Annotated in this window: 27 protein-coding genes and 1 pseudogene; 8 read left to right on the forward strand and 20 right to left on the reverse strand. The window is 41.2% G+C overall.

Annotated features, from left to right (window positions below):
• Positions 1-298: 298 nt before the first annotated feature.
• On the forward strand, positions 299-778 hold the full coding sequence (locus MTF64_RS19415) for a hypothetical protein (protein ID WP_004588429.1): 480 nt from the start codon (positions 299-301) through the stop codon (positions 776-778).
• Here the strand turns inward: MTF64_RS19415 and murI are convergent.
• Together murI and MTF64_RS19425 are read right to left on the reverse strand one after the other, a co-directional pair.
• Positions 741-1,538 (reverse strand): glutamate racemase, encoded by a 798-nt coding sequence (gene murI / locus MTF64_RS19420; RefSeq protein ID WP_248452407.1) that lies wholly within the window; start codon positions 1,536-1,538, stop codon positions 741-743. The two genes, MTF64_RS19415 and murI, sit on opposite strands and share 38 nt — an antisense overlap.
• 65 nt (positions 1,539-1,603) lie before the next feature.
• Positions 1,604-2,743, reverse strand: coding sequence for a DUF5610 domain-containing protein (locus MTF64_RS19425; RefSeq protein WP_054983928.1), 1,140 nt, complete (start codon positions 2,741-2,743; stop codon positions 1,604-1,606).
• 165 nt (positions 2,744-2,908) lie between these two features.
• Here MTF64_RS19425 and trmA point away from each other — a divergent pair, with 165 nt between their 5' ends.
• Positions 2,909-4,006 carry a tRNA (uridine(54)-C5)-methyltransferase TrmA gene (gene trmA / locus MTF64_RS19430; protein ID WP_064387293.1) on the forward strand — a complete coding sequence of 366 codons (1,098 nt, stop codon included), beginning with the start codon at positions 2,909-2,911 and terminating at the stop codon, positions 4,004-4,006.
• 10 nt (positions 4,007-4,016) lie between these two features.
• Here trmA and MTF64_RS19435 read toward each other — a convergent pair whose 3' ends face one another.
• From MTF64_RS19435 to ccoG, 5 genes are read right to left on the reverse strand one after another with little or no spacing between them, the layout of a single operon-like run.
• Entirely contained in the window at positions 4,017-4,469 is a 453-nt protein-coding gene (locus tag MTF64_RS19435) for a DUF523 domain-containing protein (protein ID WP_248452408.1), read from the reverse strand.
• Between the two features lie 58 nt (positions 4,470-4,527).
• On the reverse strand, positions 4,528-5,166 hold the full coding sequence (locus MTF64_RS19440; protein WP_004588433.1) for a thiol:disulfide interchange protein DsbA/DsbL: 639 nt from the start codon (positions 5,164-5,166) through the stop codon (positions 4,528-4,530).
• Between the two features lie 18 nt (positions 5,167-5,184).
• On the reverse strand, positions 5,185-5,808 hold the full coding sequence (locus tag MTF64_RS19445) for a thiol:disulfide interchange protein DsbA/DsbL (RefSeq protein WP_248452409.1): 624 nt from the start codon (positions 5,806-5,808) through the stop codon (positions 5,185-5,187).
• 30 nt (positions 5,809-5,838) lie between these two features.
• Positions 5,839-6,813 carry a serine/threonine protein kinase gene (locus MTF64_RS19450; RefSeq protein ID WP_054983931.1) on the reverse strand — a complete coding sequence of 325 codons (975 nt, stop codon included), beginning with the start codon at positions 6,811-6,813 and terminating at the stop codon, positions 5,839-5,841.
• Positions 6,814-6,860: 47 nt separating this feature from the next.
• Complete coding sequence (ccoG, locus tag MTF64_RS19455) at positions 6,861-8,291, reverse strand: cytochrome c oxidase accessory protein CcoG (RefSeq protein ID WP_248452411.1); 1,431 nt, start codon at positions 8,289-8,291, stop codon at positions 6,861-6,863.
• Positions 8,292-8,579: 288 nt separating this feature from the next.
• Between ccoG and MTF64_RS19460 the strand changes: the two genes are divergently transcribed.
• Together MTF64_RS19460 and MTF64_RS19465 are read left to right on the forward strand one after the other, a co-directional pair.
• Entirely contained in the window at positions 8,580-8,939 is a 360-nt protein-coding gene (locus tag MTF64_RS19460; protein ID WP_004588437.1) for a hypothetical protein, read from the forward strand.
• Entirely contained in the window at positions 8,939-9,145 is a 207-nt protein-coding gene (locus MTF64_RS19465; RefSeq protein ID WP_004588438.1) for a hypothetical protein, read from the forward strand. The genes MTF64_RS19460 and MTF64_RS19465 overlap by 1 nt, the downstream gene beginning before the upstream one ends.
• 32 nt (positions 9,146-9,177) lie before the next feature.
• Here MTF64_RS19465 and MTF64_RS19470 read toward each other — a convergent pair whose 3' ends face one another.
• The 13 genes from MTF64_RS19470 to gspC all read right to left on the reverse strand — a co-directional run bounded on the left by MTF64_RS19470 (position 9,178) and on the right by gspC (position 21,175).
• A complete protein-coding gene (locus tag MTF64_RS19470) occupies positions 9,178-9,765 on the reverse strand; it encodes a UPF0149 family protein (RefSeq protein ID WP_248452413.1) in 588 nt (195 codons plus the stop codon).
• 18 nt (positions 9,766-9,783) lie between these two features.
• The gene (locus MTF64_RS19475) at positions 9,784-10,542 is read right to left on the reverse strand and encodes a type II secretion system protein N (RefSeq protein WP_064387295.1); all 759 of its coding nucleotides are present in this window, start codon (positions 10,540-10,542) and stop codon (positions 9,784-9,786) included.
• Positions 10,543-10,545: 3 nt separating this feature from the next.
• Positions 10,546-11,019 carry a type II secretion system protein M gene (locus tag MTF64_RS19480; protein WP_024032550.1) on the reverse strand — a complete coding sequence of 158 codons (474 nt, stop codon included), beginning with the start codon at positions 11,017-11,019 and terminating at the stop codon, positions 10,546-10,548.
• Entirely contained in the window at positions 11,016-12,224 is a 1,209-nt protein-coding gene (gene gspL / locus MTF64_RS19485; protein ID WP_248452415.1) for a type II secretion system protein GspL, read from the reverse strand. Before gspL ends, MTF64_RS19480 begins: the two co-directional genes overlap by 4 nt.
• A complete protein-coding gene (gene gspK / locus MTF64_RS19490; protein WP_024032552.1) occupies positions 12,221-13,207 on the reverse strand; it encodes a type II secretion system minor pseudopilin GspK in 987 nt (328 codons plus the stop codon). The genes gspL and gspK overlap by 4 nt, the downstream gene beginning before the upstream one ends.
• The gene (gene gspJ, locus MTF64_RS19495; protein ID WP_024032553.1) at positions 13,207-13,827 is read right to left on the reverse strand and encodes a type II secretion system minor pseudopilin GspJ; all 621 of its coding nucleotides are present in this window, start codon (positions 13,825-13,827) and stop codon (positions 13,207-13,209) included. The genes gspK and gspJ overlap by 1 nt, the downstream gene beginning before the upstream one ends.
• A 3-nt stretch (positions 13,828-13,830) precedes the next feature.
• The gene (gene gspI / locus MTF64_RS19500) at positions 13,831-14,202 is read right to left on the reverse strand and encodes a type II secretion system minor pseudopilin GspI (protein WP_024032554.1); all 372 of its coding nucleotides are present in this window, start codon (positions 14,200-14,202) and stop codon (positions 13,831-13,833) included.
• A 2-nt stretch (positions 14,203-14,204) separates the two neighbouring features.
• Positions 14,205-14,789 (reverse strand): type II secretion system minor pseudopilin GspH, encoded by a 585-nt coding sequence (gspH, locus tag MTF64_RS19505; RefSeq protein ID WP_004588446.1) that lies wholly within the window; start codon positions 14,787-14,789, stop codon positions 14,205-14,207.
• 50 nt (positions 14,790-14,839) lie between these two features.
• Positions 14,840-15,262, reverse strand: coding sequence for a type II secretion system major pseudopilin GspG (gene gspG, locus MTF64_RS19510; protein ID WP_004588447.1), 423 nt, complete (start codon positions 15,260-15,262; stop codon positions 14,840-14,842).
• 79 nt (positions 15,263-15,341) lie between these two features.
• Positions 15,342-16,577, reverse strand: a complete 1,236-nt coding sequence (gene gspF, locus MTF64_RS19515) for a type II secretion system inner membrane protein GspF (RefSeq protein ID WP_004588448.1) — start codon at positions 16,575-16,577, stop codon at positions 15,342-15,344.
• A 2-nt stretch (positions 16,578-16,579) separates the two neighbouring features.
• The gene (gene gspE / locus MTF64_RS19520; protein ID WP_054983938.1) at positions 16,580-18,148 is read right to left on the reverse strand and encodes a type II secretion system ATPase GspE; all 1,569 of its coding nucleotides are present in this window, start codon (positions 18,146-18,148) and stop codon (positions 16,580-16,582) included.
• Entirely contained in the window at positions 18,141-20,210 is a 2,070-nt protein-coding gene (gene gspD, locus MTF64_RS19525) for a type II secretion system secretin GspD (protein WP_054983939.1), read from the reverse strand. The genes gspE and gspD overlap by 8 nt, the downstream gene beginning before the upstream one ends.
• A 23-nt stretch (positions 20,211-20,233) precedes the next feature.
• Entirely contained in the window at positions 20,234-21,175 is a 942-nt protein-coding gene (gspC, locus tag MTF64_RS19530) for a type II secretion system protein GspC (protein WP_054983940.1), read from the reverse strand.
• Positions 21,176-21,388: 213 nt separating this feature from the next.
• Here gspC and hslR point away from each other — a divergent pair, with 213 nt between their 5' ends.
• From hslR to MTF64_RS19550, 4 genes and pseudogenes are all read left to right on the forward strand, one after another.
• Complete coding sequence (hslR, locus tag MTF64_RS19535; protein WP_121638093.1) at positions 21,389-21,811, forward strand: ribosome-associated heat shock protein Hsp15; 423 nt, start codon at positions 21,389-21,391, stop codon at positions 21,809-21,811.
• Positions 21,812-21,823: 12 nt separating this feature from the next.
• Entirely contained in the window at positions 21,824-22,669 is an 846-nt protein-coding gene (gene hslO / locus MTF64_RS19540; RefSeq protein WP_024032560.1) for an Hsp33 family molecular chaperone HslO, read from the forward strand.
• Between the two features lie 261 nt (positions 22,670-22,930).
• A complete protein-coding gene (locus MTF64_RS19545; RefSeq protein WP_004588454.1) occupies positions 22,931-24,469 on the forward strand; it encodes a phosphoenolpyruvate carboxykinase in 1,539 nt (512 codons plus the stop codon).
• A 161-nt stretch (positions 24,470-24,630) separates the two neighbouring features.
• Positions 24,631-25,743, forward strand: a pseudogene (locus MTF64_RS19550) (PepSY-associated TM helix domain-containing protein).
• Positions 25,744-26,456 lie beyond the last annotated feature (713 nt).

Below are 26,456 nucleotides of genomic sequence, written 5' to 3' on the forward strand. Positions count from 1 at the left end.
TACTTAACTCTGTGAGCAGCTCCTGCCTCGCTATGCGTTGGCGTTCCCCGTCTCAGTGGGGTCGCATTATAGGGAGATCCGAAAACAGATCAACCCTTTTTTTAGATCTTTTTACTGTTCGAACAAAAATAGAGCAAAACAGCGTAAAACTAGCTAAATCACTGGCTAAGATGATGCTTTTTTATACTGATTTTTATTATTTAATATAAATTTCATTGCTATGTTCGTTTAAGACGTTAAGATAGCAAGTTCACAATGTTAAATTAATGTTTATTTCCTGTTTATTGGTAGATCTAAAATGAAATTACCCGATCAAAAATCTTTTATCTTCTCTGTTATTCTTGCTGTAGTTGGTTTTGTTATTGTTGAGTTTGCTTTAGGAAGCTTAGCTTTAAGCCCAGCATTGCTATTTGGTGCTGGTTTATTAATTGGTGGGATTGCTATTGCTGCAATATCATCGGAAGGTGGTGAAGAAGCTGAAGTTAAAACAAAAACACTTTATGTTGGTAATCTTCCTTATCGTGCAAATGAAGGTGTTGTTCGCGCTTTGTTTGAAGAACAAGGTAAAGTTTTCAACGTGCGCCTATTAAAGGATAAAAATACTGGCAAACGTCGTGGCTTTGGTTTTGTTGAAATGGCACAGGCAGATGCAGACAATGCAATTGCTAAGTTAAACGATAGTGAGTTCCAACAGCGTACTTTAAAAGTACGTGAGGCAAAACAAAAACAAGAAGATGATTCTAGCTCTTTACGCACTGAGACGGATCAATCAGTGTAACGTGCTTTATAGCTAGCTTATTACTCAAAACATCAGCCGTTGCATAATATTGCAGCGGCTTTTTTTTGTCTGTAAATTTATTTCCAAAGTTATGCTGCTCTAGTAGGTAGTTTACTCTGCTAGCAATGGCCACGCCTGAATCGAGTAATTGCACTGCGTTATTAAAGTACGCTTGTATAGCATCGCTAAGAATTGGGAAATGTGTGCAACCTAGTACAAGTACATCTATATCTGAGTTAATGCGCAAACGCGTAAGCTCTTTATGCAGTTTGAGTGTATCTAGCTGCTGAGTGAAAAATAACTGCTCTGCCAATGCCACCAGCTCAACACTGCTATATAAACTCACTGTTACGTTGCTGGCATGCTCTTTTATTAATGTATGAGTATAGGGGCTTGCAACTGTGGCGGGGGTTGCCAATAAGCCGATGTGCTTTGTGCGAGTTACTTCAGCAGCAGGCTTTATTGCTGGCACTACGCCTACAATAGGTATTGATGTAATTTTGCGTACTTCACTCAAGGCTGATGTAGAGGCTGTATTGCAGGCTATAACAATAAGGTCGACATTAAGCGCGTTTTGCTCAATAAAATAAATGAGTGAGCATAAACGCCCTATAATAGTTTGCTGGGTTTGCGCGCCATAAGGGAGTAACGCATTATCCATAAAGTAGCTGTACTGTGCATCTGGAATACGCTTTTGAATATGCTCAAGCACGGTGGTGCCACCTATACCTGAATCAAATACCATTATGTGGGCTGACAAACTTTGGTTCCTACTGTTTATTAAGAACGGCAGTTTGCCATGAGATATTTATAAAAGAAAGTAGTTTAGCTTTGCTCAGACTTTAGCGCGTCGAGTGCATCGCCCGCTGAATTTAATTGGTTTAGGTTTTCAAACATTGCCTGTGTGTAATCAACTAGCTGATCGACCGCTGCTTGATCTTGGTTTAGCCACTCTATAATACCGGCAAGCTGATCTTGTAGGCCTAGTTGCGATGCTTTATCAAATGCATTTTTTAGATCGTCATTAAAAGGTGCGATCGCATCGACTACCTCTTTTGTTGGGTTTGGCTGATATTGCTCATAACTTTTAACGGTAGCGACTGTTTTTGTTTGTCGAAGGTCCATTGAAAATGCAACAAGTTGCTCACTGCCTAAGCTCAGTTCTTGTGCTTTTTCAAATGCTTCATCCAAATCACCGCTAAAGAATGTTTTACTTACACCTTGTAGCTCTTCCATCATGGCGTTAATGGCATCTTGCTCTTGCTCGTTTAAATCACCATTAACCGACATTGAAAAAGACAGCTCTCGAGATTGCGACGATGAGCTGGCAAACGATTCGCTGTTATTGCTTTGTTGATACCCGCTCGCTGTTTGAGACTCATATGCATCAGCAAAGCTAATACTGACCTCATCACCTTCGGCCGTTGTAAACTTATACTCGGCATTGCTGCTCATACTTACATATTGTGCTTGGCTTACGCTAACACTGGCCGCTTGTGGGTTAAATAGGGTTTGCTCAAACTCATCAAGCCCCTCAAAAATGCCTTCTTTTGACTTGTCGATGCCCTCTTGCATTTCTTCGTTAAATACACCGGTGCCTTTTAGCTCATCAACCGCTTCGTCTATACCGGTTTGAACACCTGTGCGCGCATCATCTAACATATTTTTTAATTTATCGTCATCGGCACCATTGGCTTTGGCTTTATTAACTGCGCCAGATACAAAGTCGAGTACATTTTTTACTATTTCATCAAAATCGAATAAAGGTTTATCGGCTTGTTTTTGCTCAACAGGTAAACCTAGTTGCTCTGCCATTTTGTCGCCAAGCACTTTTGCAGCAAGTTCTCTGCCTCGCTGTAATGAACTTTCTTGCGGAGATTGGATAGTTGGCTGCTGTAGCGCCTCTTTATTACTGAATTTGTTTACGTTGTTGTTTGGCGTATAGCCATAATTACCGATTTTCATGATCCACCTCCGTTACGTACTTAGCTTATTATCGGCTAATAGTGACAAAACTAAAGTGCATGTTTAAAAAAACAGCAACTTTATTATCAGCAAAACTAGACAAATACTGCTCGCTCCCTACAATAGCGCCGATAAATAGATCTCATAGATAAGGTAGTAGCATTAATGGCAGTGATTAAAATAGATACCACACAGTACGATACGCAGCTAAATGAAAAAGAGCAGCGTATTACGTCGCAATTTAAGCGATTTGGTGTGCAAGCGTTAGAGGTGTTTAGCTCAGAGCCAATTAACTACCGCCAACGTGCTGAATTTAGAGTATGGCACGATGGGGATGATCTATTTCATATTATGTTTGATCAGGCCACGAAAGAAAAAATTCGCGTCGACACCTTTGACCCTGCCGCGCCCTTAGTTGGTGAAGTTATGCAGGTGATGATTGATAATTTAAAGTCGTGTGAAGTATTACGTCGTAAGCTGTTTCAAATCGATTATTTATCGTCATTAAGTGGCGAGATTTTAGTAAGCTTGCTTTATCACAAACCACTCGATGAGCAGTGGCTGACTGAAATAAAAGCCCTGAAAGAAAAACTGAGCAGCAAATACAACATTGACTTTATCGGTCGTGCGCGCAAACAAAAAGAAGTACTAGGCAATGATTTTGTTACTGAGCGTTTAACCGTAAACGGCCAGGAGCTTATTTATCAACAAGTAGAAAATAGCTTTACGCAACCTAATGCTAAAGTGAATATAAAAATGCTGGAGTGGGCACAAGACTTATGTAAACCACTGAGTAATGACCTGCTGGAACTTTACTGTGGTAATGGTAATTTCTCTATTGCATTGGCGGGTTCGTTTAATCGCGTATTGGCTACTGAAATATCTAAGTCTTCTGTGCATTCAGCGCAATACAACATTGCTAAAAATAAGGTAGATAACTTAGATATAATTCGTATGTCGAGTGAAGAGTTTACCCAGGCAATGAATGGCGAACGTACCTTTTCGCGTTTAGAGGGGATAGATTTAAAAAGTTACGATTGCCAAACTATTTTAGTCGACCCTCCACGCGCAGGTATGGATACCCTTACCTGTGACTTAGTGGCCAACTACGAGAACATTATTTATATATCGTGCAACCCAGAAACGCTTGAGCGCGATTTAGATCATTTAACCCGTACTCACAATGTTAAGCGCTTTGCGATATTTGATCAGTTCCCTTATACGCATCACATAGAATCGGGTGTTTTCTTACAAAGAAAATAGTGAGTTAATATTATAATGCCAGCACCTTTATAAGTGCTGGTATTTGATTTTCACTAAACACTTCAATTTGATGCTTCATCAGCAACTTAGCAGTCATACCCATGCCCTGTACTTTTACCCCACTATGGCTACCATCGTAAATTGTATTTCTACCACACGAAGGGCTCGACTCTTTAAGCAAAGCAAAACGAATTGCATGCTCATTACATAAGTCTAGGGCTTTAGCTGCACCTGATTTAAATTCTTTAGTTACATCCTCATAAGTGCTCGTTACTACTCTGCCTTGTTTTATCTCTGCTGATGCTCTAGGTGTTGGCAATCCACCAGCCACCTCAGGACAAAACATAACTAACCTATTTTCTTTACGCCATACATTAATTTGCGGGTGCGATAATGCTTGGCTTTTACCATCGTATCGAACAGGTAAGCCAAATAAACAACTCGATATTAATATTTTTTCCATTGCTATATTCCTATAAACAAAAAAAGCTCCTTACGGAGCTTTTTTGTTTTAGCAAATCTTACTTGTTCGCTAAATAGTTAATTAATTTACTAATATCTTCTGGCGCGGTAATACCAGACTCACGCCCTAGGTTTAATTTGTATTTACCATTTACGATAAAAGTTGGTACGCCACGTAGCGCGCCTTTTTCTTTAAAGTAATTTTGGTCACGCTTCATTTTAGAGCTTAATGTACGTACCGAGAAGCTTTTGTATAGTTTATCAAACTTATCGCCATCAACACCTTGCGCTACAAACACATCTTTTACATCTGCAAGCTCGTTAAATTTAGCGCGCTTAGTGTGAATGTGATTAAAAATAGCCGCAACAATTTTATCTTTTTGTGGAAGTACTTCCGCGGTTGCTAGCGCTTGGCTCATCATTTGTTGGTTTTCTGGATCGCGAACACCGACAAAATCAACATGGCTCTTTTTAAATTTAACGTCTTTGTCTAGCTTTGGCTTAAACTCACCAATTAACGCTTCCATGTTATTACAAGCAGGGCAATAAAATGAGAAAAACTCTTTTACTTCTGGCTTTTTAGTCGCGCGCTCAGCAACTACATCGTAATGTACGCCTTCTTCATAAGTGGCGGCTACACTGCTAGCAGCCATAGGCAGAAGTAATGCAAGTAAACCTGCTTTAACTAATTTGATCATTGTTATTGTTCTCCGAGATTAAAGTGTTAGTAAAAAAGCAACTAACTCATTCAGTTCTTGCTGGTTATTAATGGTGTTAATATTTATTTTATATTTATCGTTTACGATAAAGGTAGGCACACCGGTTAGCGCACCTATTTTTGAATATTTGTTTTGTTTATCTTGCATTGCACGCTCAGCTGAAATAATTGGCATGCTGGCAATGTCTTGATCAAACGTTGCGCTATCGATACCGTTAACTTCAAGCAACTTTTTAACGTCTTTCATTTGCGTTAAAGGTGCGCGCTGTACATGAATACTTTTAAAAATTTGGTCGCTGATACTTTGTGCTTGACCGTGCTTTTTACCGATTAAGTAGGCGTAGCTTAAGTTGCTTTGTGCCTGTGGTGATACACCACCTAAAAAGTTAACGTGATTTTTTATAAATTCAGTGCCCTCAGGTAGGCTTTTTTCAATTGCCTTTGCAACAGGCTCAAATTTAAAACAATGCGGACAGTAAAACGAGAAAAATTCGGTTACTTGCGGCTTTGCGCTTTTTTCTACATCAATAACAGTATACTGGTTATCGGCTTCAAACTGTGCAGCAAGGGCTGCAAATGGTAAACATAAAAGTAGTAGGCTCAGTTTCAATTTTTTAAGCATTGGTATCTCGTGTACTTTTTAAATAAAATTTTATGGCAATAACTTCAGCGGAGCTTCTTGCAGTGCTGCAAACTGCTCTTTAAGCGCTAAAATTTGTTGCTCCCAGTATTTGTCTTCAGCAAACCATGAAAAGTTCCGTACGAACGCAGGATCACTCCATCGTTTAGCTACCCAACCCATATAGTGAATAATACGCATTGCACGAAGCGGTTCAATTAATTTGAGTTGAGTGTGGTCAAAATCACAAAACTCTTCATACGCATTTACAAGGGTGTCTAACTGTAACAGCTGTGTTTGACGATCGCCACTGAGCATCATCCATAAATCTTGAATGGCCGGCCCCTGACGAGCGTCATCTAAATCAACAAACATAAGTGCTTCGCCTGCCCACAAAATATTACCTGCGTGGCAATCACCATGTAAGCGGATCCCTTGCACATTTTTATACTGTGCTTGCGCTTGCTCAATAACCAAGTCCAATATGGTGTAAAAAGCCGTGCTGATCCCCATAGGTACCAAATTACTTTTTTGCAGATGAACTTTAGCTGTATGCAAATATTCTTCGCAGCTAAAGGTAGGTCTGTGCTCAAATGCTTTGCTTTTGGCCACCTGATGCATACGGCCAATTAAACGACCCATTACATCAAGCTGATCCAGGTTATCAACTTCAAACTGCCGCCCACCTACACTTGGAAATAACACAAATACATAACCTTGGTGCTCAAATAAGCTTTCTCCGTTGTGCTTAATAGGTGCAACAACGGGTACTTCGGCCTCAGCTAATTCAAATGCAAAGTCGTGCTCTTCTTGTATTTGCGCTTTGCTCCAGCGCTCTGGTCGGTAAAACTTAACAACGTAGCGCAGGCCATCTTCCGCCTTAAATTGGTAGACTCTGTTTTCGTAGCTATTAAGTGCTAATAAACCTGACTCTGCATATATACCAACGCTTTCTATCGCATCGAGAATTAAGTCGGGCGTTAAATCTTCAAAACTAAATTTACTCATGGGCTTCTTAATGTAAAAAGCGGGTTACCCCGCTTTTGTTAGTGTGTTTATCGCGCTTTAAAAAAGTTACTCGGTTGCGATATGCTTTCATCGGGGTCATTAACCGGTGAAAGTACAAAGTTAAACTCCGTCATTGGCGCTTTTAAATCATACGGGTCCATCACAAGTGACAGTGGCACATTATGCGATTTCCCTGCTTGCACTGTAAATGTTTGCTTGCCAATGTACTTAAAGTTTTCAAGGCCTTGAACATCAATATTAAAGGTTTGCTCGTACTGCGCCTTGTTGATTACTTTTAATGTATAGGTGTTTTCTACCAAGCCATTAAAGTCAACTCGATACAGTTGGTTACGGTCTCGTATTATGTCAAAGTCCATAGGCTTTCTAAATGCAATGTTAGCCACCAGCGCACTGGTAAGCACCACCAGTATGACCGTGTAACCTATGATTTTAGCTCGCAGTGGGTTGGTTTTATTTTCAGGTGTTTCGAGATTACGCTCTGTAGTATAAGAAATAAGACCCCGCGGGTAATCCATTTTATCCATTACACCATCGCAGGCATCAATACATGCGCCACAGTTTATACACTCGGCTTGCAAACCATTACGAATATCTATCCCTGTAGGGCACACCTGTACACACAAGTTACAGTCTATGCAATCGCCCATATCTAAATCTTCGTGGGCAATTTTACGCGAACGTGGGCCCCGGCTTTCGCCGCGTTTTTCATCGTACGTTACGGTGTAAGTGTCTTTATCAAACATAGCTGATTGAAAACGTGAATAGGGGCAAATGTGTAAACACATAATTTCACGCATCCACCCTGCATTAGCGTAAGTACACGCTGCAAAGAAAATAATACTTACCAGCGCGTAACCACCTACATTAAAGGTAACAAAGTCAGGGAGTAATTCACGGATAGGCGTAAAGTATCCGACAAACGAAATCGCCGTATATAAGGCAAATAAAACCCAACTGGTGTGCTTTGCTGTTTTTCGCCAAAACTTATCAAAGTCCATCGGGCGTTGATCTAGCTTTTTACGCTGATTCGCTGTGCCTTCAAACTTTTCTTCAAACCAAATAAATATAAAGGTCCATACAGTTTGCGGGCAGGTATAGCCACACCATACTCGGCCATAAAAGGTAGTAACCAAAAAGAGTGCAAACGCGGCCAACATAAATATAAAGGCTAATATAGTGAAATCTTGCGGCCACAGCGTTAGCCCAAAAATATTGTACTTTTGGCCAACTAAATCAAATAACACAGCTTGCTGGCCATTAAAATTTATCCAAGGCAAAAGCATAAAGGCAAGCATGCCTAAAAAGCCTATACGCTGTCTAAGTAACTGATGAAGCCCTTTTACTGCGCGAACATAAATTCGGTTACGTGGGTTAAACCTGTCGTCTTGACGGCTTAAATCCGGTTGTTGGATTTTAACCTCTGCAGGTATATTCTTTACTTTAATTTGCTTGTCCATCGAAGTTCCTCAACGCCGCTTGGAAATAAAAACGTAGCAATGTGTGCGTATTCTATACTGTAACTGTAGTTCGTTAATGGTAAGTGTGATTAGTTTAAATAATCAGCTGTTTGAATACTTTCAGATATTTCAGAAATATCTAACTGCTGTTGGCTATTATAACAATACTGGCTAAAATTACAGGTATAGATTGCTAATAATTTATTCATCTCAGTTACTTGCTTTTAAAATGCAGTTTATTACACTGCTTGCTAAATTTACCCCATTAAGATCAAGGTTTACGCATTCATGAAAAAGTTTATTATATTGGTCATTCTGATCCTTGCGTTTTTTACTATTGATCACCCACTAGTTAAAGAGCCCCGCGAAAAGCTATTAGGTGAAGGTGTGGGTTTTTTAAGTGATGCGAGCAAAATAAACCGTAGCCCAGCAGCCAATATGGCTAAAAACCGTATTAGCAGTGCGTTAAAGCTCTCTGAATCTGAGCACGAATATATTGAAAAAACCTTTACCACTGATGATTCAGTGCAGTTATTTCATTTACGTTATTGCCGCGAGCGCGACCTAAATTTATATTTTTACGAAGAGCGTTTAAATACAGTGTGTAAAATTGTATCGGATGCATTAGAACAAAAGAGAGCTAAGTAGTGGATTTTTCGCAGTTAAACAAAAAAGCGAGTGACTCTTTTCATAAACAGCGCACAATACTTAAAAAGCTATCGCAAGGAAAAACCTTGCATTGTGAGCAGTGCGGCGAGGTGTTAACACTCGATTTAGCCACCAGCGAGCCGGGTAAAGGCGTTGTTAAGTGTAAAAAAGGCTGCACTGATATTATTTTAGAACTTGGCGCTTAATTATTCTAAGCGCCGTTTAATATACCTAAAGGCTACTCTTCCCACCCTTCATCTGTAATCAGCCCACTGTTTATGGCTACCACCTCAATAAGCTCGGCAAAACCTAATGCAAAGTCGCCCATTGATTCGTACTGATACTGATATAAGGCTTCGAGTGTCATGCTATTTTGCTGCGCAATTTGCACTCTTGTTTGCTCATCAACAGCAAAAAAGCTAAGCGTACTTAGCGCACTCTCTAGCGCTTCTTTGTACTGAGGCTCTAAAGCGGGAGCTGTTAATAGAGGTTGTGCGTATTCTTGAGTAGCACGTAAAAAACCTTCACTCCACGCTTGGGTATAGTCTAGGTCAAAATTGGCGGGTAACTTGTAACCGGTTTCAAATACTTGCTCACTAATTTGATGGTATAACGCCATAAATAAAAACAGTATTTCTTCGTCTAAATCGTTAGCCGTATTAGGCACAATATGCGCTAACCACTGGTGAACTTCTAATGGGCTTGGCGAACAAATAACCCCAAATAGATAGCCTTGGCTTTGTGTTAATGACATAGCCTGAGGTTGAGTACTTAAAAATGCACTTAATTGCTGTGCGTGTTGTTCGTTATACTGTGGTAATTGCATTAAATCTCTTTTATTACATTAAAAATTTAGTGGGTAGCGGCCCTGTGCATCGGGGCGGCCTAAAAACTTAACCGCGTCGTGTACATCTTTTGGTAAGCTGGCATCAGGTTTAACATAGCCTGCTACTTTAAAGTCAAAGTTAGCTTTAAGTGTTGCGTCGGCTTCAAGACCTAACGTGTTATCTGGGTCGACCAAAATAGCTATATCGCCCGACTTACAGCTTAACATGCCACTCAGTGGCCCTATATTAAACCAGCCATTAAAGCCTTTAACATCTATATTTGGGCTGGCAATCTCGCCTTTTAATGACTCACAATAAGGCACACCTGAGGTGTACTCGTTAAGCTCTAAAATGACTCGACCTTTAGCCGTAGCTGGTATAGGTAGTGCAATACGTTGCATGGCACGCTCTACGGTCGAGCGAATTATACCATCGGTAACTTTAACCACATTATTAAATAATCCGTAATTCACATCAGCATAGCCCGAAATATCGCTACGCTCACGCGGATTACCAAATTTTAAGTTAGCATTTAAATTACCCGTAAATAACTGCCAGCCAGCAATATCCCAGCGTACATTATTTAGCTGCTCGTCTTGATAGCGCACTTGCATCATTTGACCTTGCCATACACTCCCTACGGTTTGCCCTATTTCAAGCTGCTTTGGTAAGTACGGCTTAGCTAGGTCTAACGCAATGGCCGCTGGTAATTTCATTATGCAAAACACAATAAAACTAATAAAAAATACCACTGATAATATTATTATTTTTTTCATTAATTACTTCTCTAGTACTAAGCGGCTTACACGTACAAACCCTGATTTATCATCTTTGCTTAAATCAAGGTTTTCTACTCTTAAGCCATGCTGATTAACCAGTTCGTCTAACCATTCTATTAATTGATTAAACTCTACCGAATCAAGCGTTAAACGTAACGAGTTATCGTTAGGCTGCATTTTACTAATAGTAATACGGTAGCGACTACGCGTTGAATTAACCACTTGGCTAATATTTTGATTGCTAATTGCCTGCGTGTTACCCGCCGCTTTTAACTTTACTATGCTTTCATCAACCCATACGAGCAGCTCTTGCTGAGTGACGTACGACTTTTTAGCTTTATCTATGGCGTTATTTAGAGGTCTAAAAATTCCCATTACTAAAACAAAAACAACAAATATACCACCAGCAACCATAATCAATTGCTGCTCTTGCTCTTTTAAAGAGCGCCAGTATTGCATTATTTGCTTTTTCATACTGCACCTCGCAGTTTAATTTCGCCTACTACAAAATCGCCATCGTTATTTAACGACCCTTGCTCAACCGTTAACCCTTGTTGCTCAAGTATACTTTTTACTTTACCAAACGTTTGAAAGTCTTTTGCGCGTGCGCGTATTCGCAGCTCATTACGGCGTTTATCGTAACGTAGGGTTTCTGGCGTAAATTCGCTTACTTGCGAAAACACGCCAACCAATTGGCTGGTCAAATCTAAAAACCCGGCTTCACTTTCGCCATTAATGGTTTTAAGCGCGCCCCTGATTTGGCTTTTAATTAAGTTAGGACGTACTTTAGTTCCTGGGAATGCTTTTTGGTATCTATCCACTACCTGGGCTTTAGCAAGCTCAACACGCGAGTTAAGTTGATTTAGTTCAACCAGCTTTATTGCAATGGTAGCAAATAAAGCAACACCGGTAATAATGGCTGCGCCTTTCCAATAACCCCACCACAGTGCACTTTTCTTTTTAAGCTGGTACATACCTTGGCGTAAATTAAATTTAACGCTGGTAAGTTGTTTAGCAAATAAGGCCAATGGTAAATCGTAGTCGCTTGCTTGCGAAATTAGGTTAATACTTTCAGGAAACTGATTAGCTGGGCTATAGTGCTTTACGCTCGGCTCGCCTAGTGCACTTAAGTAACCCCTTAGCCAGCTATTTTCAACGGCACTAATATGCCAATCGCCTCTTTTAAATAACCACTGATTATTAAGCTCTATGGCGGTTAATGTATCATCATCGGCTGTAGGCAGTAGCAGGGCATCAGGTAAAATGGTGTATACCGCCAAGTTATGCTCTGAAAATAAAGCAAGCCAAGCCTCAAACCACTCGCGGTCAGTTAAGGCAACTTTAATTGCATGCTGCTCATTAATCATAGTGGGCTCACCAATTGCGACAAATAGCTCGTCTATATCGCACGCAATGTCTTCTTCAAGCATGTATGGCAACGCTTGCTCTAACTTACGATTCCACTTAGTCGGCAACGCCACTGTTTTAAGCTGCACCTGATCGCTAGGCAGTAATACCACTACCTCGCGGGTTTGCGCTTTTTCACTTAGCTCACTTAAACGGCTCGCATCGGTTAATTCCCCACTGGCAATTATTTCTTGTTCTTGTGGTGAATAAATTAACCAATTTAATTTATCTTGCTCTGTTTGACCCGTGCGGATCAGCAGTATTTCTGTCACTGTACGCCTCCAAATTTTCGCGCCAGTATCGTTACTTCGCCATTTTTGGCATGAAGTAATGTGGTCATCGAAAAACGCAAATCGACAAATGTCGCCTGCGTTTGTAATTTAAAATATTCGCTGTTAATACTAAATAGTTCTTTAACCGAATCTAAATTTGTACCGCCTTGCTGCTGTACCTCGGAAAAAAATTCATCCACGCTATCAAATCCGGTTTCAGGGCGAGCTGCTATAACGGCCTCTGCGCCCGATAACGATAATTCGTCAATCATGGCACTTAAAATAAGTGCCTGTTCGGGAAGTAACGTATTGACGTTAATCGATAATAAGGGAGACCCCGGAATAACACACACAAAAGGTAATACCTTTTCCATTACGAGCGGATTAAAACCTTTTACCAAACGCAACTCAGAAGGTGATGCAAATAAACTATTTGCGCTCATATAAGGGTAATCACGCGATAAATACTCGTCTTCTTCAGCGCCTGAGCGATAGGTAATGCTGTTTTCATCAAGCCAGTCAAATACACTGTCTGCCATTGCTTCTTCGCTTTCCTCGGCAGGTAAATCTTCAATGTTTTCTAATAATGCAAATAGTGCTTTATGAGCAGGGTTGGTTTTGCTGGTAGAGTTTGGGTCTGGCGCTTCCCCTAATGCATTTAAATTTAAACACGCTTGTAAGTCAGTAATTTTACCGCTTAGAGTCCCGTTATCTACAGGGTATTGGGTGTCGCCTTGTGTGGCCCAAACCTGATCTAACGAGGTTTTGTCAGGATCATCGTCTTTACTTAACTTTAGTGCCTTTATTGCCAACTCTTCACCGCCGTAGGCATACCACTTTGCTTGTTGGTGACCTTGCAGGTTAGTGCTTTTTTGAACCTGCACCATTAAATTAGCACTCATTTCTACGGCTAATATCGCGGCTAGTGCAACAATAAACAGCACAATAACTAATGCGGCACCGCGTGATTCGCGCTTATTCATTAATTACTCTCCCCGCTGTTTTTGCCCTGCCCGGGTACTAAAAAAACACGACGAATAGGCTCTGCCTCAATTGGTTGTAAAGTAACCGCAACCGCCTTAGGTAAGGCTTTTATTTGCCATTGCTCTTGCCATTCGTTGTTGGCATCTAAAAATTCAAATTTAAGTTCTTCAATACCTTTTAAAACAACTTGTACCCGCGGCTCCATATTATCAAGCTGATCTACATACACTCTGTATACACGCTCTAAATTGTCATCAAGCACTCTATACCCTACGGCTTGTAACTCAGAACGAGGCAGCAAGTTGATTGGGTTTACCCAGCCATCGCGTACAAACGCAATACCATCGTATTGGCTTTCTAATATATAACGCCCTGCTAGTAAGTATTGCTCTTGCGCATCACCGGCTTCGTTACGTACAGTGCGCTGAGTCATTTGGCTAAAGTCTTGGTCCATTAACCTAAATGCGGTTTGTAGGCCGTTAAGCTCCGCTATTTTTTCATCAGACGCTTCTTTTGCTTTGGTGGTTGAGTCTAAAATTTGGTGAGTAGCCATAATCACCACCGCTAAAATAGCCATAGCAACTAATACTTCGATTAATGTAAATCCGCGCTGCTTCACTTATTAGCTACCTTTATTTAAATAAGTTGAAAGCTCGTACACCGATTGCTCGTATTTTTCGTCGCTAAAAACATTTATGGTCACTTTTACAAAGCTTTTGTCTGCAGTTTTTGCTATTTCTTGCTTCCAAAACCACTCAACGCCCGCCATTACTTCGCTGCCGCGCGCGCCATTTTTAGCCTGCCAATCTTTACCTTTACTACGCTGCACCACCAGCACATTTTCTGCTACCCACGATGCATATGTTTGCTCTTCAAGTGTTGTTAAATGATTTATATGCTCGCCGGTTGCTTGCATAGCTGCAATCCCAGCCATAGCACAAATACTTAACGCCACAAGCACTTCGAGTAAGGTAAAGCCTTTATTTAGCCTCATTATTATGGCTCTTTTCGTAAATTAACAGGGGCTGTAAATTCCCCTTCAATGTAATACACAGGCTCACTTTGCTCTTTTAATTCAACAATAAGCTGAAAGGCGCTGACCTCGCCAGATGATAAAATAAGGACTTGCGGTATTTTTAGTTTTTCAAGCTCTAATAAGCTATCGTCATCGCCGCCGCTCATTAGTTCACGCCAATTTGCTTGCTCAAGTAAGTTCTCTTGTGACCAGGCTAAATCTTCTAAATTGAGCGTGAGCTTTAACCGTTCATCCAGTTCAATGGGCTTGTAAAGGTCTTCGCGGTCAAAGGTAATCCATTTTTCGCCATCAAATACTAAAAACTCAAGGGTGTTTTCCTCAACCATTAAGCCAAGTTCTATTTGATTTAAAATAGCAAATTCAGAGGCCATGTTAATGGTGGTATGCAGCCTAAGCGCTTGTGTATCAAGCTCATCTTCGGCGCCGCCTTCTAAGCTGTATACCACCATTTTGGTCGCAAATGCGATAATAGTAAGTACCACTAAAATTTCTATTAAGCTAAACCCACGGTGGTGGGCGCGCATACGATTAAGGCTTACTTGCATAGTAAGCCTTGTGCAATCGTATTTAACCATACTGCTGGGTTAAGTCGCATTTATTGCTCGTCTTCGTTCCAGTTGCCAATATCATCATCGGTACCGGCTTCGCCATCAGGTCCCATTGAAAAAATATCAAACTTGCCAATTTCACCTGGGCTAATTAGCTGGTACGGATTACCCCATGGATCTTCTGGTAATTCATTTACAAAACCACCATCAGGGAAACGCTTAGGAATTGGCTCAATGCTGGTTTTATTAACCAATGCTTCTAGGCCTTGCTCTGTGCTTGGGTAGCTTTTATTTTTAAGCTTGTATAAGCTCATTGCATCTTCAAGCTGTTGAATATCTAGATGTGCTTTATCGATAGCAGCTTCTTCTTGTTGGCCCATAATATTAGGCGCCACAATTGACATAATCATCCCGATAATAACCAATACCACCATTACTTCGAGTAAAGAAAAACCTGATTGTTTATTCACGTAAATACCTCATTTTCCAAAAACATAATTTAATTTGGCGTCATCTAAGTAAATACTAACTTAGCTAACCCCTTAAAGCTTAAAGTCCTACCGCTTTATTCATTGCCATTATTGGCTGTAAAATAGCCATTACTATAAACAAAACAATCACCGCCATTGAGGCAATCATTGCTGGCTCTAATAATTTTAATGATACGTTTACCATGCTTTCAAACTCACGGTCTTGGTTATTAGCCGCGCGCTCTAACATTTGTTCTAGCTCACCTGATTTTTCACCGCTGGCAATCATGTGCAGCATCATCGGTGGAAACAATTTGGTTTGCTGTAAAGCCGCTCTTAGGCTTGCACCTTCACTGACTCTATCGGCAGCATCTGCCACCGATTTTTTCATTTTTTTATTCGCTAATACGCCACCCGATATGCGCATTCCTTCAAGTAGTGGCACTGAGCTTGACGATAAAATACTGAGCGTACGTGCAAAACGCGCGGTATTAATACCCCGCGCTACTTTACCAAATCCAGGCATGTGCAGTACGCGGTCGTCCCACCAAAAGCGAATTTTAGGTTGTTTCAGTGCATGTTTAATGCCTACTGCCAGCGCAGTAATGACTAACAAACTTATAAACCAATAATTTTGTACAAAGTGACTGCCTGCCATAACCCATTCGGTTGTCCAAGGCAGTACTTGCTTAGTTTTTTCGAAGGTTTTTAAAATTTTAGGCACAACAGTACCGAGTAAAACCGAAACAATACCAATAGCAAAAATAACCAAAATGGTAGGATAAACCATGGCTTGAGTAATTTGGCTGCGCATGTGTTGGCGCTGTTCGGTGTAATCGGCAAGGCGATTTAATACTTGGTCAAGGTGCCCTGATTTTTCACCTGCGGCTACCATTGCTCGGTATAAATCGTCAAATACATGTGGAAATTCACTCATGCCATCGGCCAGTGTATAACCCTCTACTACCTTTGAACGTACCGACATCAGCATACGTTTTAGGCGAGGCTTTTCACATTGCTCTGCCACCGCCATGACAGCCCCTTCAACTGGCAATGCCGATTGAATGAGCGTAGCAAGCTGGCGCGTAATAAGGGCTAAATCGGAGGTTGATACGCTGGGTTTAAAAAAACGACTTAATAACGGCGTTTTTGCGCCACTAACTTGTTTTTCCCCTTCTGCTGCAGGGACAACTTCAAGCGGCGTAAGTTTTTTTTCGCGCAGCGCTTGGCGAATTTGTTTAGCTGTATCGGCTTCTAAAATGCCCTTTTGTTCTTTCCCTCGGCCATCAAGGGCACGGTATTCAAACGCCGCCATGGTTAGGCTTCCTCACGGGTAACGCGTAGAATTTCTTCAAGGGTTGTTTTGCCTGCCAGTACGCGGCTACAGCCATCTTGGCGTATGCTTGGGCTTTTTTGGCGAATGTATTTTTCAACACTTTGCTCGCCTTTACCGCTGTGGATCATTTCGCGTATTTCTTCATCAACCACCAGTAATTCATGAATACCAGTACGGCCGCGGTAACCATTAAAGTTACACTCTTCACACCCTACTGCGCGGTAAATTGTAGGTGCGCTATCAAACGGTACACCTAACAGCTCACACTCACGTTCATCAGCAGTGTGACCTTCTTTACAGCTATTACATAAAGTACGTACTAAGCGCTGCGACAGCACGCCTAACAATGATGATGACAGCAAGAATGGCTCTACACCCATGTCTTCCATACGGGTAATTGCGCCCGAGGCGGTGTTGGTATGTAGCGTAGACATAACTAAGTGACCTGTAAGCGATGCTTGCACGCCAATTTGCGCGGTTTCAAGGTCACGTATTTCACCGACCATTACCACATCGGGATCTTGACGTAATATTGCACGAAGCCCGCGGGCAAAGGTCATATCTACTTTGGTGTTTACTTGTGTTTGGCCAATCCCCGGAATTTCGTACTCTATTGGGTCTTCTACCGTTAAAATATTACGATCGCGAGAGTTTATTTGGCTCATACCGGCGTACAAGGTGGTACTTTTACCAGAGCCCGTTGGGCCAGTAACCAAAATAATACCGTGTGGTTTACTAATTAAATCAGCAAACAACTCTCGGTTTTGCGGCGTCATGCCTAAATCTTCAAGGTTTAAGCGAGCATTGTTTTTATCAAGTAAACGCAGTACTACACGCTCACCAAAGCTTGATGGCATGGTAGATACACGCACATCTACTGCACGCCCTGCAATACGAAGGCTAATACGACCATCTTGCGGAATACGTTTTTCTGCTATATCTAGTTTCGCCATTACCTTAATACGCGAGACGAGTAACGAAGCAAGCTTACGATTAGGTTTAAGCACTTCTTTTAATACGCCATCAACCCTAAAGCGAATCACAAGCTCTTGCTCAAAGGTTTCGATATGTATATCGGATGCACCTTCTTTAATTGCTTCGCTTAACATGGCGTTGATTAGTTTGATGATAGGCGCATCATCATCGCCGGCTAATAAATCTTCGGTTTGAGGGAGCTCATCGGCAAGGGAGAATAAATCGACCTCATTACCAATATCTTCCATCATTTGTTGTGTTTCAGAGCTGTCGCGCTGATACGCAGCCTCTAATAGTAACTCAAATTTATCGTCAGCTAACTGCTCTAGGGTAAAGCCTTCACCTGCAATGCGACGCACTTCTAGCAATACTTCAACATCTAGCTCGCCGCGGTAATACACAACTCGCTGTTCATTATTTTTACTAAGCAGTACACCCGCTCTGCGCGCATACGAAAAAGGTAAACGCTTTGGAGGCAACTCAACTAAATCGTTACTTGTAAGTAACTCCTCAGAGAGTGTTTCATCACTACGATGAACCACGTCTTCGTTTATTTGTTCTATTGCGCTAGTCATCTTCACGCTCTGCACGTTCTTTAGAGCTCAATGCCTTTAAGTGCTCTTCATAAGTTGGTGGCAGAATAAGCTCATCATCCCAAGATGGAAGTAAAGGAACATCTGAATTTGGCATAAGCTCTATGCCATCTTCTTTCTCTTTCATTTGCTCGCCACGGATAAAGTTATACTTATTAAAGCTTAACTTATTCATATTAACGCCATCGCGAATAATAGTTGGGCGAATAAATACAATAAGATTACGCTTACGTTTGGTCGTATTAGTTGACTTAAATAAGTGACCTAAAATTGGAATATCACCTAAAATTGGTACCTTAGATACACTCTCTTGTACGTCTTCATCAATTAAGCCGCCTAACACAACCATACCGCCATCATCAGCCATAACGGTTGTGGTAATGGCGCGCTTATTAACAGAAATATCAACAGCGGTTGCACCACTTACACTCGATACTTCTTGTTCAATTAATAATTGTACTGCTGAGCCATCGTTAATTTGTGGGGTTACTTTTAGTTTTACACCCACTTCTTGGCGTTCAATGGTTTGAAATGGATTATCGTTATTACTGCCTGTTTGCGAACCAGTAATAATGGGTACTTCTTGACCCACTATCATCGACGCTTCTTCGTTATCCATGGTGGTAATGGAAGGTGTAGCCAGTATGTTTGAGTTAGTGTCAGTTGAAACGGCCTGAATAATTGCACCCCAGTCGTTTTTAACTAAACCAAACGCTAAGCCATTAACACCGCTTAATAATGAAGCAAGCGCGGTGTAATCACCTTCTGACGTTTCATCGTAACTGGTAACTAAGCCACTTTCTGAGCCTATTACTGTTTGAGTAGTGGTTGTGTCTTGCGCTTGAATACCTGCAACCGCTAATGAGCCTACAGGCACAGTTGAGCCATTATTAAACTGCAACATACCGCCATCTTCTGAAATCCATTGCGTACCTAAGTTAACGCCATCCGATTCCATTACTTCAACAATAATCGCTTCTACAAGTACTTGCGCACGGCGAATATCGAGCCTATCAATCACGGTCTCTAATGAGCGCATGGTATCGGGCTGTGCCGTAATAACTAATGAGTTTGAGTCAGGGTGGGCTTCAATACTGGCATCGTTTTTATTGTTTGTGCGAGTTTTACTTGTGCCTTGGCCATCTTCTGCAAGCGTTTTACTTACGCCTTGCAGTACTTTTACTAAATCCTCTGCTTTGGCGTAGTTTAAGTAAAATACTTTGGTATTACCTTGGCTTTCAAGTTCGCCATCCAGGCGCTTAATTAGTTCTATAGCACGGGTACGGGCTTGCCCTTCACCGCTTACTATTACGCTATTAGTACGGCCATCGGCAACTACCTTAGGGATCAAAAATTCAGGAACGCTGCCTTTACCGCTGTCTTTGTAAATATTTTCAACAACCGATACTACATCATCTGCTGTTGCATATTTAAGCTTAACAATATCTACACGCTTATCACCGGCTTGATCTACCGAGCGAATAATTTCTACTAAGCGATTAACCGACGCTGCATGACCAGTAAGCATCATGACATTGGCAGCATTAAAGTTTGCTACATGGCCACCGTCTTTTTGGTCGCTAAATTGACGTACTAATGGGCCAAGCTCTTGAACACTTACATTTTTAACGCGTACCACACGGGTGATCATCATATCGCCCGATGCAGCGCTGTTTTCTGTAATTAGCGGCACATTTGATTTTTTAGCGTCAGAGCTTTTTTCAATCTTGATAATACCGTTGTCCATTTCTACTGCTGAGTAGCCATACACTTCGAGTACATTTAAGAAAAATTGGTAGTACAGCGCTTCATCCATTAACTCATAACTGCGTACGTTTACTTTACCGCGCACATTTGGGTCAATGATCACTGTTTTATTAAGGTTTTTACCAACAATGTTTATAAACTCGTTGATATCTGTGCCTTTAAAGTTTGCAGCATATTCAACAGCTGAAACCGACAACGAAATACTGGCTGCTAAAAAAAGCGCTGCGTACTTAGCTAACCCTTTTTTAATTTTTTTGAGGTGTAGCACCTGAACCATTATGTTAAAACTCCAAAGCTAAGTTATTGCAGGCTAAATTGCACATCGATTTGCTCACCGTCACGTTCTATCGTAATTGTGGCATCGCTGGTATTACGCAGCTCATTAATAGCTGCCATTGCCTGTTGTAAATCTGTTAATTGGTAGCCGTTAATAGCCACGGCTAAATCATTATTCTGTAGGCCCATTTGTTTAAATAGAGCAGGCTCTTTACCTGGGCTTAAGCGATAGCCGATTAACTCGCCATCGCTCATTGCTTGTGAAACACGAATATAATCAAATAACTTACCAGGTTCACTTAGTAGCTCTTCTCGTGTTTCTATTATTGCTTCTTTTACATCTGGGTCAGCGGTTGCGTTAATTTGCAACTCGCTTTGCTCTATTTTTTGCGGCCCCATGTCTTGTGCTTCGCGAGCGGCAAGCACAGGCATAGACACTTTTTTACTAAAGTCGAGACCATCTAGCATTAGCGTTTCAAATCGGCCGTTTACACTTAAAATAACGCGATCGGGAAGTATTTGCGCAACCTCTGCACGGGTGCCTTGTACAACCTCTTCAACTAAGTAACTAACTTGTCGTCCCTGTGACTCAATAATAGCAATACCTGCCTTGTCGTCGTTACTTACAGCAACAATACCAGTTAGATTAATACTTAAGCGTGTTTCTGGCGCATTATTAATTACTTCGTTTTGCTGCGCAGTATTGGTTTTATTTGTTACAGTTTTTTTACCAAATAAAAATTGCTCTATAATATTTTGTACTGAGGTAGTACTAGAAGCCTTCGATGCGGCTGAATAGTGAGATGGAGTAAGCGGTGTAGAGACCGGTTGTGGCCATACCAGCCATACTAATTTTGAGAGTAAATAAGCAAGATAAACAACGACTAACAGCGTAACTACTGCGCTTAATTTAGCATGGGGTAGCCGTGTTAAAAATTGTTTAAGCTGTTGAATTTGCTGTTCCATAATAATGTTCTTATTTTAATTTACTGCATAAGCGCGTACCCATAGTACCCTTTCATTTTTCATTCAACAAGCACACTAATATTAAACTTTGTAAACAGATTAATATAACAATGTAATGTTGACTAAAAAACCAGCACGCGCCGTAATACCTTCATCCTACGATGATTTCATGATAAATTTTACGATATATAAATAGTCGATTGAAGAAGCCTAATGAGTAAAAAAAATAATACTAATGCCGACTCAGACCACAACAGTGAGCCAAAAGTTCGATTAGATAAATGGTTATGGGCTGCGCGCTTTTATAAAACCCGTGCGCTTGCACGCGAAATGGTGCAAGGCGGCAAAGTACATTATAATGGGCAACGTACTAAAGCGAGTAAAAGTGTGGAGGTTGGCGCAACCATAAAACTTGCCCAAGGCGTTGATGAAAAGCTTATCAAGGTACTTAAAGTGCTTGAAAAACGCCAAAGCGCCCCCATTGCACAGACCTTGTATCAAGAAACTGATGCAAGTATTGCAAAACGCGAAGAAAACGCCATCGCACGCAAAAATAACAGCTTCTTTGCTCCACATCCGGATAAAAAGCCCGATAAAAAGCAAAGACGCGAACTTTTAAAAATGAAATCAAGTTAGGTATAGCCGCTCATGCAACAAGATTTACTTCACCGTTATTTATTCGACAAACTCGATGTTCGTGGCGAACTCGTTCAAATTGAGCACGCCTACAACGAGATGATAGCTAATCACAATTACCCTGAGCCAGTTAAAGCATTATTAGGTGAATTACTCGTTGCAACGTGTTTATTAACTGCCACTTTAAAGTTTGAGGGTGAAATAGCCGTTCAGCTACAAGGCGATGGCCCTGTTAAATACGCTGTTATTAACGGCGACGATAAACAAAATATGCGTGGTATTGCGCGCATGCAAAGCGAGGTTAGCGGCACAACGGTAAAAGAGCTTGTAGGTAAAGGTTATATGGTTATTACCATTACCCCAACCAAAGGCGAACGTTATCAAGGCATAGTGCCTCTTGAGCACGATACATTAAGTAAATGTATTGAAAGCTACTTTGAGCAATCAGAACAGCTAAAAACGCGCCTTTGGTTTGCAACCGACACAACAGAAGGGAAAGCCAAAGCCTGTGGGTTGTTTTTACAAGTACTGCCTGTTGATAAGCAAAAATCAATTAATGACTTTACTCACTTAGAAGCCTTAAGCGATACAATTAAACGCGAAGAGCTATTAGAGCTTGATGCCAATACCGTATTAACGCGCTTATATCACGAAGATAACCCGCGCGTATTTGACCCGCAAGCTATTACATTTAAATGTGGCTGTAGTAGAGAGAAAACCATTACTGCTTTAGTTAATGTAGGCCAACAAGCATTACTTGATGATGTTGCTGAAAATGGCGCTGTTAACATTAGCTGCCATTATTGCCTAAAAGAATATGTTTTTGACGAGCAAGATATTAAAAATATTTTTAATTAACCTCCCACTTCATAATCAAATATAAAGCCGCAAAATATGCGGTTTTATATTATAAAATGATGATACCGGTGTCATGAATTTTGTTAATTTACTGACACCGGTATCATTGAAATTATTCATGTTTTTTAGCAAATATATGTGTTTTTAGGGCCTTTACAGGCTCGAATATCTCAAATCCTTCTGTTACTATAATTTCAGCTTAAGGGAACTAAGAACCCAGAGCTATCCCGTTCAAACTCTCACACATAGTTAGGTATAAACATGACTACAAGCGCAACACGTTTTGTCGATTTAACCGCAGCTGAACTTGTCGAGCATGCGATTCGTCGTGGCGAAGGGACACTAGCCGCAAATGGAGCCTTTGTTGCAATTACAGGCAAGCGCACTGGTCGCTCCCCTAAAGATCGCTTCATTGTAAAAGAAGCAACAACGCAAGATGATATCCAATGGGGCAATGTAAACCGCCCATTCGATGCTGACAAATTTGACGCTTTATGGGCTCGCGTAGAAGCACATGTGCAAAGTAATGACCACTTCACCTCTCACTTAGAAGTTGGCGCAGACCCTGAGCACTATCTACCTGTAGTTGTTACTACAGAAACAGCGTGGCACCATATTTTTGCTAAAAACATGTTTATTGAGCCTAAAAACTATAATGCATCTGATTTACCCCAATGGCAGGTAATGAATGTGCCTTCGTTTGTTTGTGACCCACAACGTGATGGCACCAACAGCGACGGCACTGTTATTATTAACTTTGCTCAACGCAAAGTGTTACTTGCTGGTATGCGTTATGCCGGTGAAATGAAAAAATCGATGTTCTCCGTTCAAAACTTTCTTCTTCCAGCAAAAGGTGTATTACCAATGCACTGCTCTGCTAATGTAGGAGAAGCGGGTGATACAGCACTATTCTTTGGTTTATCGGGTACTGGTAAAACAACTTTATCGGCCGACCCAACACGCTTTTTAATTGGTGACGACGAACACGGTTGGGCACCAGGAAGCGTATTTAATATCGAAGGTGGCTGTTACGCAAAATGTATCGACCTCTCACAAAAAAATGAGCCAGTAATTTGGAATGCTATTCGCTTTGGTACAATTTTAGAAAACGTTGTACTTGATGAAACACGCACACCTGACTTTAACGATACAAGCTTAACGCAAAATAGCCGTGCTGCTTACCCGCTAGAGCACGTAGAAAAGCGCAAAGTTGAAAACCGTGCTGGCGAGCCAAAAGCTGTTGTATTTTTAACCTGTGATGTGAGCGGTGTTTTACCGCCGGTTTCTGTACTTAGCGAAGAAGCCGCTGCTTTTCACTTTTTAAGTGGTTACACGGCTAAAGTAGGCTCTACAGAGATTGGCTCAACTAGCGATATAGAATCTACATTCTCGACGTGTTTTGGCGCCCCTTTCTTCCCTCGCCCTGCAGGTGTTTACGCTGAGCTGCTTATGAAGCGTGTACGCGAATTTGGGGCAAAGGTTTACCTTGTTAATACAGGGTGGACAGGCGGCCCATACGGTACCGGTGAGCGTTTTGATATTCCAACTACCCGCGCTGTAATAGATGCAATCGTATCTGGTAAATTAGCCAATGTAGAGACTCAGCATATCGATGTATTAAATCTAGACGTACCAGTGGAAGTCCCTGGTGTGGATAGCAAGCTACTTAACCCAATTAATACATGGGAAGATAAAGCAAAATATAATGAATATGCAGCAAAACTTGCCGCTGACTTCACTGAAAACTTCGCTAAATACGATGTATCAGATGATATTAAAAATGCAGGCCCAAAAGCATAATTAATTACCAACCCTGATTTAAACGCCAGCCTATAAAGCTGGCGTTTATGTTTGCTAAGCTAATTATTTTATTGCTGCGACATTTTGTCGCAGTTCTTTTCTATTAAACAAAGATACAATGCGCCATCCCTTTACTGCATATTTTTAATGGTCACTCTTTTATGCGTTTTAATGGTTCATGGCGAAAAATAGCAAGACGTGTACATTTATACCTAGGCTTATCTATCGGGGGTTTACTCGCACTCATTGGTCTAACAGGTTCTATACTCGTTTATTACCCCGAACTAGATGAAAATATAAGTAGTTTAAGTACAGAAACAGCGAGGCCTATAAATTGGGATACCGCATATCAAACGTTAAAAACTCACTACCCAGATAAACAAGGCTCGTGGCGTTTAGAAAGCACCAAAGATAAACATTATATTCCCGCAAGATATTACAACCAAAACGAAACAGTGGATCACGCTTTTGCACCACTTATGGTTTGGCTAAGCCCTGATGGCAGGCTTATATTACGTGAGGATGTATGGGGTAACTACTTTGTTACCTGGATTTATAACGTACACTTCTCGTTGCTTGCAGGTAGCACTGGTACAATCGTTATAGGCTATATAGGAATAGGTAGCCTTATACTCCTCATATCAGGCCTATGCGCTTGGTGGCCTAAAAAAGGGTAATGGGCTAAGTCATTAAAGTTTAAAGCGCGCAGCTCTTTACTGGGCTTGTTATATGACTGGCACAAGTTGCTTGGTTTAATTTTTGCTCTGCCTTTAATCCTATTAACAGCAACCGGTATAATGTTAGCAATACCAAAGCAAACCGATCCTTTAATAACAGCTCTGCTTGGAAATATAGATAAACCTAACAGCGCAATAATAAAACCCCTGCGCAGTATTTCTTTATCAGCAGCACTTAGTACAGCACAAGAGGCCATGCCAAATACACGGCTAGCATGGGTAAAAACCCCGTCAAATCACAATGCGGTATATCGGTTTAGGTTCAAAACCAAAAGCGATCCCTCTTATCGCTTTCCTCACAGTTATGTGCAAGTAAATGCAAGCACAGGAGAGCTCATAAGTGTTTTTAATATAGATAAGATGAGCATTGCCAGTAAATTTAAAAACTGGTTGCATCCACTTCACAATGGCAGCATTGCCGATCAGCCATTACGAATTCTATGGGTTTTATCAGGTGTAGCCACCGCTTTGTTATTTGCCCTGGGCCTTTTTAGGTGGCTCATTAAAACGAAACGATTTAAGTACACTATAAGCTAATGACAAAGCTTATTTAATATATCAAACGAGCTTTCACAACCTAAACCTGCTTGTATAGCTAGCTACGTCATAAGTTACGAGCTGCTTACGCAGCGTAAATAAAAGCAAAAGCTATATAGATAGTCAAACCGCTTTATACCAAACTTAAGGTGCTACGCTTGATAATAAGCTAAGCCCTATGAACTGTTTAAAATTAATTCATTACTTTAAGTTATATTGCGTGCTTTAATCGCGGGCGTCGTGAGCCTCAATCCACGCTACGGAGGAGTGTCGGAACTATATAACGGCAGGTATTTCACTTTTCTAGAGCCGTAGAAATAATGCTTCATTTCTCAAGCAGTTTTCTGGTATTGGGAGTAGGTGTGCTACGCTGTCAAATCTAGTGCGGACTAAGGTACGCATATATAAAAACACTATATTTACCATACAAAGATGTGCGGCGAGCCTTATCCGCGGTTTTCGTGATACTCAACCCACGCTACGGAGGTGGTGGAGGCTGTGCGAATAATACCTGGAATGTATTTTTACTTTTCTGCAGACGTAAAAAAGCCCGGCTGTTGCTAGCCGGGCTTTCTTGTATTTGGAGCCTGGCGATGTCGTGGTGCCCACAGCGGTAGAGAGTCACATAGCAAATGGGACATTATCATTGCGTCGGGAGTCGCTACGCTCGCCCGACCTACGTGATAAGTTTAGATGTGAGTATTAATTGCAGC

It is taken from the genome of Pseudoalteromonas sp. 2CM41L (genome assembly GCF_023161905.1).
Classification (GTDB): domain Bacteria; phylum Pseudomonadota; class Gammaproteobacteria; order Enterobacterales; family Alteromonadaceae; genus Pseudoalteromonas; species Pseudoalteromonas atlantica.

Coding starts and splice junctions, on each gene's coding strand:
- MTF64_RS19475 (WP_064387295.1), bottom strand. CDS start 10,542: ATGAAAAAAATAATAATATTATCAGTGGTATTTTTTATTAGTTTTATT.
- MTF64_RS19545 (WP_004588454.1), top strand. CDS start 22,931: ATGACTACAAGCGCAACACGTTTTGTCGATTTAACCGCAGCTGAACTT.
- MTF64_RS19415 (WP_004588429.1), top strand. CDS start 299: ATGAAATTACCCGATCAAAAATCTTTTATCTTCTCTGTTATTCTTGCT.
- hslO (WP_024032560.1), top strand. CDS start 21,824: ATGCAACAAGATTTACTTCACCGTTATTTATTCGACAAACTCGATGTT.
- MTF64_RS19460 (WP_004588437.1), top strand. CDS start 8,580: ATGAAAAAGTTTATTATATTGGTCATTCTGATCCTTGCGTTTTTTACT.
- MTF64_RS19425 (WP_054983928.1), bottom strand. CDS start 2,743: ATGAAAATCGGTAATTATGGCTATACGCCAAACAACAACGTAAACAAA.
- MTF64_RS19450 (WP_054983931.1), bottom strand. CDS start 6,813: ATGAGTAAATTTAGTTTTGAAGATTTAACGCCCGACTTAATTCTCGAT.
- MTF64_RS19470 (WP_248452413.1), bottom strand. CDS start 9,765: ATGCAATTACCACAGTATAACGAACAACACGCACAGCAATTAAGTGCA.
- MTF64_RS19445 (WP_248452409.1), bottom strand. CDS start 5,808: ATGCTTAAAAAATTGAAACTGAGCCTACTACTTTTATGTTTACCATTT.
- gspK (WP_024032552.1), bottom strand. CDS start 13,207: ATGAATAAGCGCGAATCACGCGGTGCCGCATTAGTTATTGTGCTGTTT.
- gspI (WP_024032554.1), bottom strand. CDS start 14,202: ATGAGGCTAAATAAAGGCTTTACCTTACTCGAAGTGCTTGTGGCGTTA.
- gspC (WP_054983940.1), bottom strand. CDS start 21,175: ATGGAACAGCAAATTCAACAGCTTAAACAATTTTTAACACGGCTACCC.
- hslR (WP_121638093.1), top strand. CDS start 21,389: ATGAGTAAAAAAAATAATACTAATGCCGACTCAGACCACAACAGTGAG.
- trmA (WP_064387293.1), top strand. CDS start 2,909: ATGGCAGTGATTAAAATAGATACCACACAGTACGATACGCAGCTAAAT.
- gspE (WP_054983938.1), bottom strand. CDS start 18,148: ATGACTAGCGCAATAGAACAAATAAACGAAGACGTGGTTCATCGTAGT.
- MTF64_RS19480 (WP_024032550.1), bottom strand. CDS start 11,019: ATGAAAAAGCAAATAATGCAATACTGGCGCTCTTTAAAAGAGCAAGAG.
- gspD (WP_054983939.1), bottom strand. CDS start 20,210: ATGGTTCAGGTGCTACACCTCAAAAAAATTAAAAAAGGGTTAGCTAAG.
- MTF64_RS19440 (WP_004588433.1), bottom strand. CDS start 5,166: ATGATCAAATTAGTTAAAGCAGGTTTACTTGCATTACTTCTGCCTATG.
- ccoG (WP_248452411.1), bottom strand. CDS start 8,291: ATGGACAAGCAAATTAAAGTAAAGAATATACCTGCAGAGGTTAAAATC.
- gspH (WP_004588446.1), bottom strand. CDS start 14,789: ATGCAAGTAAGCCTTAATCGTATGCGCGCCCACCACCGTGGGTTTAGC.
- MTF64_RS19435 (WP_248452408.1), bottom strand. CDS start 4,469: ATGGAAAAAATATTAATATCGAGTTGTTTATTTGGCTTACCTGTTCGA.
- gspF (WP_004588448.1), bottom strand. CDS start 16,577: ATGGCGGCGTTTGAATACCGTGCCCTTGATGGCCGAGGGAAAGAACAA.